Genomic DNA, 13,876 nt, shown 5'->3' on the forward strand with positions numbered 1-13,876 from the left:
TGCCGCACGGCGGCGGCCCGTTGCACGCTTCGATCAGAACGTGACCGAAACCCTGCCGCGCACGGCATTGTCTCGCCTGTCCGAGAACTGCTCGCCCTGGTAGCCGAGCGAAATCCTGACCCGGTCGCCTGCCGCGAAATCGAGACCGGCGCCGATCAGCGCGGCATTGCGCGAGAGCGGCGTGCCCGCCACCGCGAATGTGGGCCCGTCGCCGTTCACGAAGCCGAGCGAACCATCCGCACGCAGGTTTCCGAAACCGTGCTGCCAGGCCAGCGACACGTACGGCATCAGCGCAGATGCCTTGCCCATGGCGATACGCGTTTGCGCCCTGACACCCAGCGAGGAGAACAGCGCGTCGGCGTTCGACACGCGGCCAGCCAGCGATGCAGCCGAACCCTTCTCGTTGATCCGGTGCGCACCGAGATAGGCGTAGGACAGCCCTGCGAAAGGCTCCACCGATGCCCCCTTCAGCGCGATCGGATAGCTCGCTTCGCCGAACACCTGCGCGGTCGTGGCCTGGTAGTCGTCGCCCTCTTCGCTGCTGAAGCCGGCGAATGCCACCGTCCGGTCGATCGAGACGTCGTTGCCTGCCACGCTGGCGCCGGCCTTGAGGACCAGCCGGCCCACCCGGCCGCCCGCATAGAAGCCGACCTGATAGCTGTCGATCGTACCGCGTGACGCGCGCGCGGCAACGTCGAGGTTCGATCGGCCGTAACCCGCCACCAGGCCGAGTTGCCAATCCTCGCCGGCCGCCGCGTCCACACCCAGGAAGAAGCCGCCGCCCGAGTTCGTGACGCGCGCGGCATTGCCGTCTCCGCTCATGCGGTTCCAGCTGCCGTAGCCCTGGGTCCAGATCGTGCCCGTCCCACGCGTTGCGGCAGCGGCAATGCCGTCGTCTTCGATCGCGGTTTCCGAAACCTGGCCGAGACGCGCGCCCACGGCCCGGCGCAAGTTGACCGTGTCGCCCAGCATCACGGAGCCTGCCGTGGCATAGACTTCGCCCGAAAGCGCGTCGAATGCGGCGGGCGCCGTCGTGTCGGTAAGCTTGACGATCGCGTCGTAGAGCGCGTTCCCGAAACCGAGCGCTTCGGCCGAACGGGCAACGCCGCGCTGGTTGGCCGTCGCCGCCACGTCGGGGAAGACGATGTCGTTGCGGACGAAGTCCAGCCGCACTTCATTGGCGCCGTAGGAAAGGCTGGGCGAGAGGAAGGCCAGGTTCGAGGTGACGTTCGCGAAGGTGCCGGTGACGCCGCCCTGCGCGGTCAGGATGACATGGCTGGTGTTCGGCCCGTACACGCCGGGCTCCGCAACCATGGTCACCGTGCCACCCTGAAGCGTGGCGGTGCCGGTGGCGGTGATCAGGTCGTGCCCTCCCGCAGCGGTAACGTCCACCAGATAGGTCGATCCCGCCTCGAACAGCACATTGCCGTTGACGTTGATCGTGCCCGGCGAGTTTCCGGGAGCCGCCGTGCCTCCATCGCGCACGACCAGTCCGCCGATCACGCCATTGCCGCCGAGAACGCCGCCCGTTCCCACCGTGAATTGCGAAACCGTGGAAGAACCGTCCGCAAGCCGCAGCCTGGATTCGGTGAGCGTGATCGCGCCTTCGTATCCGCCTCCGAAATCGACCGTGCCGCCGCCCCGGATCATGACCTCTCCCGATCCCGAAATGTTGCCGGGGAAACGGTAGCTGCCCGAACGATCGAAGATCAGGGTGCCTTCGTTGACCACGTCTCCCAGGATCGAACCGGTAGCACCGCCGTTGCCGATCTGCAGGATGCCCGCACGGATCGTGGTCCCGCCGGTGTAGCTGTTGTCGCCGGTGAGGATCAGCGTGCCTTCATCCTGCTTCACCAGCGTGCCGGTGCCGGAAATCGTACCGGTCAGCGTCAGGGTCTGGCCACCGGCGACACCGATGTCGCCCGTGCTGCCGGTGATGGCGATATCGCGGGCCGACGTGAAGCTGGCCGATGCCGAAAGCCCGCCGCCGGCCAGGGTGACACTGCCTGAAGCAGCGCCCAGGTTTACATCGGCGCCCACCGATACCGTACCGCCCTTGATGGTCGTGCCGCCGACATAGGTGTTGACACCGCCGAGGACGAGAGTGCCCGGCCCGCTGCTGGTCAACCCGCCCTGGCCTGCAACCGTGCCATTCAACGTAAGCGTCGTGCCGCCGGCGACCTGGATATCGGCATTTCCGGCAAGCTCGACTGCGCGCCCGCTGGTGAAGCTGGCGGTCGTCGCCAGAGCGCCGCCCTTGAAGGTCAGGCCTCCCTCGGACGCGCCAAGGTTGGCATCCGAACCGACGGAGAGCGTGCCGTTCGCAATCGTGGTGCCGCCCAGATAGCTGTTCTGTCCGGTCAGGACGACCGTGCCCGGTCCGCTGGCGATCAGCCCGCCCGAACCGGAGATCGTGCCACCCAGCGTCAGCGTCGTATCCGCCGCGGCCCGGATCGTCCCGTCCGTGACCAGAGTAACGTCCCGCGCCGTGGTGAAGCTGCCAGTGGTAGCCAGGGTACCGCCATCGAACGTCAGGCCGCCGCTTGCCGCACCGAGATTCGCATCCCGATCGATCGAGAGCGTGCCGGCCGAGATCAGCGTGCCGCCCTCATAACCGTTGTCGCCGGTAAGGATGAGTGTACCGGCGCCGATCTTGGCAAGCGAGCCGGAGCCCACGATCGGTGCGGCCACCGTGGTCGTAACGTCGGCGCCCTCGACCCACAGACGCCCGCCCGTGCCCAGATCGAGCGCACCGTTCGTACCGGCCGTGACGTTGTAGCCATCGGTCAGGAATTCGAGCGTATGGAACGATTGGCTGCCTTCCAGGACGACCGTTCCCGCCTGGCCGCCGAAAATGCCGGTCTGACCTGCCCAGGGATCGCTGGTGCCGGCCGTATTGTTGTTCCACGCCTTGCCGGCCGTCCAGGTACCGCTGCCGCCCTGATCGGTACCGTTGCCGGTCCAGAACTGCAGGCTGGTGTCGGGGGCGACGACGAGGAGGTCGACCGTCGACCCACCCACCTCGAGCGAGGTGGAGAAACGCGTCTGCGGCAGCGTGCCAAGCGTCAGTCCGTTGTCGGTCAGTGTGCCGCCGCTGGAGAAGATGCGATAGACGCCTGCACCGTAGCCGGGCTCGTCGAGCACGTGAAGCGTGCCGTCCAGCGTCATGGCGCCGCTGGTGGTCCAGACCGAGGTGGCCGTGCTGGGCGCGCCCAGGCTGGCGACGATGGTCGTGCCTTCACCAAGCACGAGCGAACCCATGGTCAGGCCGCCGCCCTGGCGACCGCTGAGGGTTGCGCCATCCGCCACAGTCACCTGCCCGCCGATGGTCCCGCTGCCGAGCAGCGTCGTGCCTGCAAGCGTGGTGACGCTGCCGCCCAAGTTGCCATCGACTTGCAGGCTGCCCGCCTGAAGCGTGGTGGCTCCGGCGAAGGCGCTGCTGTTCCCGGACAGGATGAGCGTGTCGGATCCAGCCTTCACGAGAGCGCCCGTACCGGCGATCTGCCCGGCGAAATCGGACGCCCTCGATTGCGTAAGCGTCAGCGTGCGGTCGCCCAGGACCAGCCCGGCGCCTGCCGAGCCGCTGAGGTTCGACAAGGCGACGCTTCCCGCCGATCCGGCAATGTCGAGCGTACCGTCGAGCGCGATGCTGGCCGCACCCGCAAGGCTTCCGCCATCGACGAGGGCCAGTGTCCCGGCCAGCACGTGCACTGCGCCATCGAAGCCGGCATTGGCATTGGCCAGCGTCAGCACGCCTTGCCCGGCCTTGACCAGTGTGCCGGTACCGTTGACCGCACCGTCGAAGCGTCCATCGCTGCCCTGGTCGATCGCCAGTGTCTGACCGCCCAGCGTGATCGCGCCGCTCGCCGCGCCGGTCAGGTTCGAAACGGTTGCGCCGTGCGCGGTGGCGGAAATGTCCAGGGTTCCGTCGAGGATGACGTTACGGGCCGCAGCGATGCTGCCGCTGCCGACAAGCGCCAGCGTTCCGTCCGCGACACGGGCGCTGCCGGTGAACCCGCCGTTGCCACCGGTCAGCGTCAACGTGCCGGTGCCGGACTTGAGGAACGCGCCGCTACCGGTGAGGCTGCCGGCAAAGGGTGCATCGATCGCCTGGCGAACCTCCAGGTTGGTTCCCCCCAGGGCCACCGTGCCGGAACCGGAAAGGTTGGCGATCGTCATGTCGGAGGTCGCTCCGGAAACGTCGAGCACACCGTTGACCACAAATGCGCTCGCGCCTGACAGGCCACTTGTCAACGCCAGCGTACCGGCCGCAATCTCGACCGATCCACCGATGCTGAGACTGCTACCGGTAAGCGTCAGCGTGCCGGAGCCGGTCTTGGTGAAATTGCCCGTCCCCGCCAACGCGCCGGCGTAAGTGCCGCTCGCGATCTGATTGACGAAGAGATTGTGCGTGCCCAGCAGGATCGCCCCCCCCGTGCCGCCCGACAGATTGGCGATGGTGGCGGACGTGTCCGCGGCCGAAAAATCGAGATTGCCGTCAACCGTCACGCTTGCGGCGTTGGCCAGAGCGTTCCCGCTCGTGAGGGAGAGCGTGCCTTGGCTTATAGCCCAGGCAGCACGAAAATTCGATTCGCCCAAGACCAACCAGGTGCCAGCCCCCGTCTTCTCGATGGTCCCGAAGCCGCCGAGGCGGCCGCCCGTGTTCAGGCTGGCCATGTCCAGCGCCACGTAGGAAGCGCCTCCCAGCCGCAGAATATCGTCGGCATTGGCTCCGGTGACGTCCCCGAGAACAGCCGCAGGCGTCCGAATTTCGAGCACGTTCGCGCCTGCACCGAAGGCGATCGCCGCAGCGCGAACTCCGCTGCTCGAAAGACCGCCGGAAACGCTGCCGCTTACGCTCATGATCACATTGAGGTTGCTGCCCGTGATGCCTGCTCCCCCGGCACGCGTGCCGGTTCCGGAGCCGCCCTCCACGACGCCGTTGACGAACAGGGTCGTCGTGCCGGTGCCGCCGACGACGTTGACGCCGCTACCGCCGAAACCGCCTGGCGAGGCATAGCCTGAAGTCAGAGCGCCCGCGTTTCCGCCTCGAACCGTTCCGTTCAAGGTGAGGTTGATCGTTCCGGCCGGGTCTTGCACCACCAGGCCGCTGGCGCCGTTTCCGCTATAGCTGCGGGCGCTGACGCCGCCGGTGCCGCCGGTGACGCTGGCGGCCAGCGTCAGGTCGTTGGTGCCCGTCGCACCCAGCAGCACCAAGCCGCTGCCGCCGTTACCGCCATAAGCGGCCCATCCGGCCGTGCCGCCATTGCCGCCTACAAAGGATAGACCGCTGCCGATCGTGGCGGTGGTATCGGTCAGGCCGGTAATGACTGCACCGAACCCGCCGCCGCCGCCGCCGCCGCCATAACCGGCGCCAACGCCACCATTGCCGCCGTTACCGCCCTGGAACGTCGTGCCGGTAAGGCCCGAAAGCGCGCCGACATAGCGATGGGCACCACCGCCGCCGCCACCGCCGCCACCGCCTGAAGAAGAACCGTTCTGACCGTTGGCGCCCGCCGAGAGCGCTCCGGAACCGGCGGGCACCGGGAAGTTGCCCATGTTGCCGCCGGTGCCCCCGGAACCGCCCACGACACCAGCGCCACCACCAGCGCCACCGTCCATAGTACCCACGCCCCCGCTCTGGCCGCTGTTGCCAGTATCGGTGGCGCTCGAAAGACCGCCGCGGGCAAAGCTGTTCGACCCGTTACCGCCATCGCCATCCGCGGCAAAGGCTGCCGAAAATGGAACGGTCAGCAGGATGCCTGCGGCCGAAGCCAGCAGGGCGGGACGGAGTTTGTGAACGACCGGGACGTGAATCGATTTCAGCGGAAGAACGGGAAGCGGCATGGTACCTCAGCTTGACAGTTGCCGCATCGCCAATGGACGGGCTCGAGCATATACCTCATTATAGGATGGCCGGCCCATTGCTTGGCAAAGAAACAGACTTAACAAATATTTAAACCCAATCCCCGAAGTGTAAGCCTATATTTTGCGGCTCTGCGCTCATAATCATAGACCGTTTCGCGTGGCTCGGTGCCGGAGCCCTAGGCGTGTTTCTGGCACTCACGATACCTATCGCCCATCCCTTCTGGCAGATGTCCGAGCCGAACCGCACCTTCGAATTCTATGTTGTTCTTGAGCATATCTCCCTGATCGGCGGACTGATGGTTGCAGCAGCACTCAGCGGACGCAAAAAAGCGATCCTGTGAAGCGAAAAGGATGTAGCCGAGCCATAAAATGGCGCCGATGTTGGCGCTCCGCATGGCCGATCGGAAGGAAGAGCGCAGGCGCCAGCGTTGCCGGCATTTTCAACTCGTATCAGATGCCCTGAACGGATCCCGTCTGACTATCCATTATAGCGTTGCCGCCGCGCGGGCGGCCTGGTTGTAGTCTCCCGAAAGCATGCGCAAGGTTTCCGCGGTGCGTGACAGCACGTCTTCCTCGAACGAAGCCTTCACGTCGCCGACCAGCACCTTTTCCCGGATGGCGCGATAGGCATTGCAGAAGTCTATGCCTGCCGGGGTCACTTCGATGACCTTTTCCTTGCCCACCCGGCGCGTCACCACCAGCCCGGCGCTCGACAGCTTGCGGACCGCGTAGTTCACCAGATGCGCATCCTCCACATGGAGCACCAGCATCAGGTCCATGAACCGCTTTGGCCGATCGCGATGCCGGACGGAGTGGAGCACCAGCACTTCCAGCGGGCTGAGCTGCTGCCCCGCGGCGGCCGCGCAACGCACGATCCATTTCTGATAGGCATTGGCCGCCAGGGTCAGGCTGAACTCCAGCTCGGAAAGCGCGGGAGACGCGCCATCGGCAAGATGGGCGGAGGAAATGATCGGACCGGGTTCGCTGGCGCTCATAGGCGTGTATGAAATCGCGGCGGAGGGCTTGTCAATGAGGGTCAGCGCAAGCCGTAGCGAGGCGCGTGCTGCTTGACAGGCGGCGGGAAAAGCCGTCATTCACAATTTGTCGGTAAATTGTCGGAGCTAAAGATGGGGTCGGGTTGGCAGTTCTGGATAGACCGTGGCGGCACCTTCACGGACATCGTGGGTCGGCGCCCGGACGGGACTTTCGTTTCCACCAAGCTGCTGAGCGAAAACCCGCAACGCTATCGCGACGCCGCCACGGCCGGCATCAGAACGCTGCTCGATCTCCCACTCGATGCGCCCCTGCCGGACGGGCTGGTATCCGGCGTCAAGATGGGAACGACCGTCGCCACCAATGCTCTCCTGGAACGCCAGGGCGCACCGCTGCTGCTGGTGGTGAACGAGGGCTTCGGCGACCTGCTGGAGATCGGCGACCAGAGCCGTCCCGATCTTTTCGCGTTGGATATCCGGCTGCCGCAGCAACTCTACACGGCGGTGGAGGAAGTGGGCGGGCGCTGCGATGTCGATGGCGCTACGATCTCGCCGCTCGATGAGACGGCCGCTGCGCGGATGTTCGCGCGGCATCGCGAACAAGGGATCACCGCCTGTGCCATCGCACTGGTGCATGGCTGGAAATATCCCGAGGTGGAACGGCGGCTGGCGGATCTGGCCAGGAAGGCCGGGTTCACGCAAGTCTCCACCAGCCACGGCACCAGCGCCTTGCTGGGTCTGGTATCCCGCGCTTCCACCACGGTGGTCGATGCCTATCTCTCGCCTGTCTTGCGGGATTACGTGGGCCGCGTGGTCGATCGACTGGGCGACGTACCGCTCTATTTCATGCAGTCCAGCGGCGGGCTTACCGATCACCACACGTTCCAGGGCAAGGACGCGATCCTGTCCGGCCCGGCCGGAGGCGTCATCGGTGCCGCGCGGACCGCGCAGGCGGCGGGCTTCGAACGCATCATCGGCTTCGACATGGGCGGCACCTCCACCGACGTCGCGCTTTATGCGGGCGCGCTGGAGCGGGTGATCGATGCGGAAGTGGCGGGCGCGAAAGTGCGCGTGCCGATGATCGCGATCAACACAGTGGCGGCAGGCGGCGGCTCGATCCTGCATTTCGACGGCGCGCGCTACCGCGTCGGGCCGGACAGTGCCGGCGCCGATCCCGGCCCCGCCTGCTATCGCCGGGGTGGGCCGCTGACGGTGACCGACGCAAACGTGATGCTCGGCCGGATTGCGCCCGCGTTCTTTCCGGCGATCTTCGGTCCCGACGGCGACCTGCCGCTGGACGGCGACGTCGTGGCACAGGGCTTCGCCACGCTTGCAGGGCAAGTGGAACGTGCGACGGGGCGCCCTACCGACCCACGGGAGGTTGCGGAAAGCTTCGTGCGGGTGGCCGTCGCGGCGATGGCGCGGGCGATCAAGGAAGTCTCCACGGAACGCGGTCACGACGCCGCCGATTTCACCTTGCAGTGCTTTGGCGGCGCCGGCGGGCAACATGCCTGCATGGTGGCGGCGGAGCTGGGCATTTCCACCGTTTTCATCCATCCCTTCGCCGGCGTGCTTTCCGCCTACGGGATGGGACTGGCCGATCGCAGCGAAGTGCGCCGGGTGGCGGTGGAGCGTCCGCTCGATGCCGGAACCGTTACCGGCTTGCGCGCGGATGCGGCGACGATCGCCGCGGAACTCGCCGAGACGATCGCGACGGACAAGGAAAGCACGGCGCTGCGCAACGAAGCCCGCGTGCACTTGCGCTACCAGGGGACCGACACCAGCATCGCGGTCGCGCTCGACCATCCCGGGGCCATGACGGACGCCTTCGACGCGGCGCACGTCGCCCGCTTCGGCTTCTCCTCGCCCGGTCGCGCCCTGGTGGTCGACAGTATCGAGGTGGAAGTGATCCTTCCGGGCGAGGCGGTGTCGATGCCGCCACTTGGGCGACGGGCGCCGGGGGAGGAGAAGCCCGTCCTGACGCAGATGCCGCTCTGGGCCGAAGGAAGAGAAAATCTCGCCACCGTTTATGACCGCGCCGAATTGTTGGCAGGAGATCGCATCGACGGCCCGGCCCTGATCCGCGAGCCCTTGGCCACCACGGTGGTGGAACCGGGCTGGGCGGCGACGGTGGATGACTGGGGCAACCTCGTCCTGCGCCAGGAACGCGCCTCGGCCACTCCGGCCAGCCGGGAACACGGGGAAGGCGGGCACGCGGAATCCGGGCACGCCGTCGCCGATCCGATGATGCTGGAACTGTTCAACAACATGTTCATGGCGGTTGCCGAGCAGATGGGCGCCGTGCTGCGGCACACGTCGACAAGCGTCAACATCAAGGAACGGCTCGATTTTTCCTGCGCGCTGTTCGATGCCGAAGGCAACCTGATCGCCAATGCGCCGCATGTGCCGGTCCACCTCGGCGCGATGGGCGAAAGCGTGCGTGCGGTGCTGGCCGCGCGGGAGGGCAGCCTGAAGCCCGGCGACATGGTTGCGCTCAACGATCCCTATCGCGGCGGCACCCACCTGCCCGACGTCACCGTGGTGGCGCCGGTCTTCGACGAGGCGGGTGAACGCATCCGCTTCTTCGTGGCCAATCGCGGCCACCATGCCGACATCGGCGGCATCGCGCCGGGCTCGACGCCGGCAGTCTCCACCAGCCTGGAGCAGGAAGGCGTCGTCATCGACGATTTCCTGCTGCGGGAAGGCGGCACCTTCCGCGAGCAGCCCTTGCGCGATCTGCTGGCCGCCGCGCGCTATCCGGCCCGCAATCCCGACATGAACGTGGCCGACCTCAAGGCCCAGGTCGCCGCCAACGAAACCGGTATAAGCGAGATCATGGCCTTGCTGCGCCGCTACGGCTGGAACACGGTCTCCACTTACGTCGGGCATATGATGGCCAATGCCGAGGAAAGCCTGCGCCGCGTGATAGACCGCATCGGCGACGGCGCCTTCGACTACCGGATGGACGACGGCGCACGGCTGCGGGTCCAGGTAAGCGTGGACCGTGCGCGCCGCAGCGCCACGATCGACTTTACCGGTACCGACGCGCAGCGGGACGGCAATTTCAACGCGCCTCCCGCCGTCACGCAGGCTTCGGTGCTCTACGCCTTCCGCTGCCTGGTGGATTCCGATCTGCCGCTCAACGAAGGCTGCCTGGTTCCGCTTGAGATCGTGGTGCCGGAAGGAACCTTCCTGTCGCCCCGGCCCGGCGCGGCCGTCGTGGCCGGCAATACCGAAGTGAGCCAGGCGGTCTGCAATGCCCTGCTGGGCGCGCTCGGCGCCACGGCCAGCGCGCAGGCGACGATGAACAACTTCCTGTTCGGCAACGACCGGGTGCAATACTACGAGACGATCTGCGGCGGCGCAGGAGCCAGCGCGCGCGCGGATGGGGCCTCTGCGGTTCACACCCACATGACGAACACCCGTATCACCGATCCCGAAGTTCTCGAAATGCGCTATCCGGTGCGGCTCGAATGCTTCGCGATACGCAAGGGATCGGGCGGCGAAGGGCGGCATCGCGGCGGTAACGGCGTGGTGCGCAAGGTCATGGCGCTGGAGCCGCTGACCGCGACCATCGTCTCGTCGCGGCGCAGCGAAGGCCCGTTCGGTCTACAGGGCGGCGCGGCGGGGGAAGTCGGGCGGCAATGGGTCGAACGCAGCGATGGATCGCGCACCGATCTGGGCGGAACGGCGGAAGTGCCGCTGGCCATCGGGGATGCCATCGTCATAGAAACGCCGGGCGGCGGCGGCTTCGGCGCGCCGTCCGATGTCGAAACGACAGCCTGAGAGACAAACTGGGGAAGCCTGAGATGCTGGTTCTGTTAGCCGTCGTCGTTCTCGTCGCCGGGCTGGTGGCCCGGATCAATCCGCTGGCGGTCGTGCTGGCCTCTGCGGCGACGGCGGGGTTGGCGGCGGGATTGCCGCTTGCCGAGCTGCTGGCGCGCTTCGGTGCCGCCTTCAACGCCAACAAGTTCGTCACCGCCGTCTTCCTCGTCATACCAACGATCGGCCTGCTCGAACGCCATGGCTTGCAGGAACGCGCCAAGCAGCTGATGCGCGGATTGCGCGGGATCACGCTGGGACGGCTGCTTTTCGCCTATCTGCTGGCACGGCAGCTGACTTCCGCCGTGGGCCTCACCCAGCTTGGCGGACAAGTCACCATGGTCCGGCCGATGCTGGGACCGATGGCGGAAGCGGCCGCCGAACAGGACGGCTCCTCACTCGATGCCGATCGTGCCAAGGCCCTGGCGGCGGCGACCGACAACATCGGACTGTTCTTCGGCGAGGACATCTTCCTGGCGATCGGCTCGATCCTGCTGATGAAAGGCGTGATGGAGGGCTATGGCATGAAGGCCGAGCCTTTCGCGCTGTCGATGTGGGCGGTGCCGACGGCGATCGCCGCTCTGCTCATTCACGGCGGCCGCGTTCTGCTGCTGGACAGGAAGCGCCGGCGTTTACAGGATGGAATCGCGTGATCGGACTGGAACTCGTCTATGCGCTGGCGGGGACCATGTTCCTCGGATTCGCGCTGGTCACGGCGCTGCACCGGCGGGACCGCAAGGGCCGCGCCACGGCGCTACTCTGGGGCCTGATCGCACTCAGCTTCCTGCTGGGGGACCATATCCCCGACATGGCGAACGGCGTTCTTGCCATCGTCATCGTCGTAGTGGCCGCTTCCGGGCGGACCGGCGCGGCTCCGGCACCGGGCGAGGAAGGGCAGGAGGCGGCGGCCTTGCGCTACGGCAGCCGCCTGTTCCTTCCGGCGCTGGCCATTCCCGCGATCGCGCTGGCGGGAACGGTGCTGTTCAAGTCCGTGCCGGGGATCGTCAAGGCCTCCGACGCGACGCTCGTTTCGCTTGCACTCGGCGCGCTGGCTTCGACCGTCATCTGCATGGTCTGGTTCCGGACCCGCGCCGAAGCGCCCTTGCGCGAGGGCGTGAGGCTGGCCGACGGGCTTGGTTGGGCGATCCTGATGCCGCAATTGCTGGCAAGCCTCGGCATCATCTATGCGGCGGCAGGAATGGGCACGGCCGTGGGCAGCCTGCTCGACCATGTCCAGACCGGCGGCAGTCTGTTTGCGCAAGTGGCGCTCTATTGCGCCGGCATGGCGCTGCTGACGGTGCTGATGGGCAATGCCCTTGCCGCCTTTCCCGTCATGTTCGCCGCGATGGGCGCGCCGCTACTGGTGACCGTGCAACATGGCGACCCGGCCGCCGTGGCGGCGATCGGCATGCTGGCCGGATTCTGCGGCACCCTGCTCACGCCCATGGCCGCGAACTTCAATCTCGTTCCGGCGGCACTGCTGGGCCTGCGCGATCCCTACGGCGTCATCCGCGCCCAGGTGCCCACAGCCGTCGCCATGCTGGCCGCCAACATCCTTCTCCTCTACTTCCTGGGGTTCTCCCGATGACCACGATCCTGACGGCGGAGCATGCTTCGCACTTCGCGCAGCTCACCCTTGGCCACCTCGGCCGCGAGTATCCCAACAAGCTCGACCATGTGCTGAACGGGCCGGAAGACGCGGAGACGCCTTCGGCGCTCCACCCGGTGTTCCACGGCAGTTTCGATTGGCACAGCTGCGTGCACGGCTGGTGGCAGGTCATGCGGCTGCTGCGCCTGTTCCCCGACATGCCCGAAGCCGCCGCCATTCGCGCGCGGGCGGACACGATGCTGGTGCCGGAAAAGATCGCGGGCGAGATCGCCTATCTGGCGCGCCCGCTGTCGCTGGGCTTCGAGCGGCCTTACGGCTGGGGCTGGCTGCTGGCGCTGCATCACGAACTCTCGCTGCATGAGCGCCAGGACTGGGCCGCGGCACTTGCCCCGCTGGCCGCGATCTTCGCGCAGCGCTTCGAGGACCACCTTCCCAAGCTGACCTATCCGATCCGCCACGGCATCCATAGCAATTCGGCGTTCGCCCTCGTCCTGGCGCACGAATGGGCCAAGGGCCGGCGAGACGGTCGTGCCGCATTGATCGAAAGCCGTCTGCGCGATTGGTTCGGAGAGGACCGCGCCGCTCAGGCCTGGGAGCCGTCCGGCGACGAATTCCTCTCTCCCACGCTGACCGAGGCGCTGGCGATGAGCCGCGTCCTGCCTCCCGCCGAGTTTGCGGCCTGGTTCGATGCCTTTCTTCCCCGGATTGCCGAAGGATGCCCCCAGACCCTGCTGGTGCCGGCCTTCGTTTCGGATCGGACAGACGGCAAGATCGCACATCTCGATGGCCTCAACCTCAGCCGCGCCTGGTGCTGGAGGCAAATCGCCGCGCGTCTGCCGGAAACGCACTTCATCCACGATGCGGGGGAAGAGATCGCCCAGCGGCACCTGCAAGCGGCGCTACCCCACCTCGCCGGCGACTATATGGGCGAGCATTGGCTGGCGACATTCGCCCTGCTGGCACTGGCGCCTGCCGGGTAGGGATGCCGAGTAGGAATGCCGGGTAGGCCTGCCGGGTAAGGATGCCCACGATGCTGTCCTGAACAGACGAACCGCTACCCGGATTGCAGATGATCGTCACCACGAACGGCACCCATCAAATCCCGCTTGCACGCAGTGCACTCCCCGGCTAGCTCGCCTCATCCGTTTCTCTCGGTGAGGGATGGCGGACAAGATCGCGCCGGTGCCTCGAAAGAGGCTTAAAATGGGAACACGGTGAGAGGATTTCGATCCTCGAATCCGAGGCTGTCCCTGCAACTGTAAGCGGTGAGCGCGATACACATCACGCGGCGGGGCCAAGGCGCCTGCCGTAGCCACTGGGCCGGACGCTAAACCATGCGAGGCCTGGGAAGGCCGTGTATCAAGCCATGACCCGCGAGCCAGGAGACCTGCCTGCGTCCGGTCGCTCTTGCTTTGGTCCAGGGGATGGCCGGGGCACGGTGTTTCTCCGTCTGAGCGACGAACCAGCGGCAGGGGCCGCACGGTGCGCTGAGCGGTCGTCCCTTCGTTATGGGCGCCCGGCCGGTCGATGCGCCAGCCTTTCGTGAACGCCGGTCGGTGCGCCGGCCGGTCGTGAACGGCAGACC

Annotated in this window: 7 protein-coding genes and 1 riboswitch; of the genes, 5 read left to right on the forward strand and 2 right to left on the reverse strand. The window is 66.7% G+C overall.

What is annotated here, in order from left to right; translation table 11 throughout:
* Positions 1 to 33 precede the first annotated feature (33 nt).
* Positions 34 to 5,847, reverse strand: a complete 5,814-nt coding sequence (locus RT424_RS12715; RefSeq protein WP_313438583.1) for an autotransporter domain-containing protein — start codon at positions 5,845 to 5,847, stop codon at positions 34 to 36.
* Positions 5,848 to 6,050: 203 nt separating this feature from the next.
* Between RT424_RS12715 and RT424_RS12720 the strand changes: the two genes are divergently transcribed.
* Positions 6,051 to 6,209, forward strand: a complete 159-nt coding sequence (locus RT424_RS12720) for a hypothetical protein (protein ID WP_313438585.1) — start codon at positions 6,051 to 6,053, stop codon at positions 6,207 to 6,209.
* 144 nt (positions 6,210 to 6,353) lie between these two features.
* Here the strand turns inward: RT424_RS12720 and RT424_RS12725 are convergent, their stop codons facing one another.
* Positions 6,354 to 6,863, reverse strand: coding sequence for a winged helix DNA-binding protein (locus tag RT424_RS12725; RefSeq protein ID WP_313438588.1), 510 nt, complete (start codon positions 6,861 to 6,863; stop codon positions 6,354 to 6,356).
* A gap of 132 nt (positions 6,864 to 6,995) precedes the next feature.
* Between RT424_RS12725 and RT424_RS12730 the strand changes: the two genes are divergently transcribed.
* From RT424_RS12730 to RT424_RS12745, 4 genes are read left to right on the forward strand one after another with little or no spacing between them, the layout of a single operon-like run.
* Positions 6,996 to 10,646: a hydantoinase B/oxoprolinase family protein gene (locus RT424_RS12730; protein WP_313438591.1), complete on the forward strand. Its 3,651-nt coding sequence runs from the start codon at positions 6,996 to 6,998 to the stop codon at positions 10,644 to 10,646.
* 23 nt (positions 10,647 to 10,669) lie between these two features.
* Positions 10,670 to 11,335: a 5-oxoproline transporter, DUF969 family subunit gene (locus RT424_RS12735; protein ID WP_313438594.1), complete on the forward strand. Its 666-nt coding sequence runs from the start codon at positions 10,670 to 10,672 to the stop codon at positions 11,333 to 11,335.
* The gene (locus RT424_RS12740; RefSeq protein ID WP_313438597.1) at positions 11,332 to 12,270 is read left to right on the forward strand and encodes a 5-oxoproline transporter, DUF979 family subunit; all 939 of its coding nucleotides are present in this window, start codon (positions 11,332 to 11,334) and stop codon (positions 12,268 to 12,270) included. Before RT424_RS12735 ends, RT424_RS12740 begins: the two co-directional genes overlap by 4 nt.
* A complete protein-coding gene (locus RT424_RS12745) occupies positions 12,267 to 13,271 on the forward strand; it encodes a DUF2891 domain-containing protein (protein ID WP_313438599.1) in 1,005 nt (334 codons plus the stop codon). The genes RT424_RS12740 and RT424_RS12745 overlap by 4 nt, the downstream gene beginning before the upstream one ends.
* 183 nt (positions 13,272 to 13,454) lie before the next feature.
* A riboswitch (cobalamin riboswitch) is annotated at positions 13,455 to 13,701 on the forward strand.
* Positions 13,702 to 13,876 lie beyond the last annotated feature (175 nt).

Origin of the sequence: Novosphingobium sp. (assembly GCF_032093395.1) — a bacterium.
Lineage (GTDB): Bacteria > Pseudomonadota > Alphaproteobacteria > Sphingomonadales > Sphingomonadaceae > Novosphingobium.

Coding starts and splice junctions, on each gene's coding strand:
- RT424_RS12715 (WP_313438583.1), bottom strand. CDS start 5,847: ATGCCGCTTCCCGTTCTTCCGCTGAAATCGATTCACGTCCCGGTCGTT.
- RT424_RS12725 (WP_313438588.1), bottom strand. CDS start 6,863: ATGAGCGCCAGCGAACCCGGTCCGATCATTTCCTCCGCCCATCTTGCC.
- RT424_RS12730 (WP_313438591.1), top strand. CDS start 6,996: ATGGGGTCGGGTTGGCAGTTCTGGATAGACCGTGGCGGCACCTTCACG.
- RT424_RS12735 (WP_313438594.1), top strand. CDS start 10,670: ATGCTGGTTCTGTTAGCCGTCGTCGTTCTCGTCGCCGGGCTGGTGGCC.
- RT424_RS12745 (WP_313438599.1), top strand. CDS start 12,267: ATGACCACGATCCTGACGGCGGAGCATGCTTCGCACTTCGCGCAGCTC.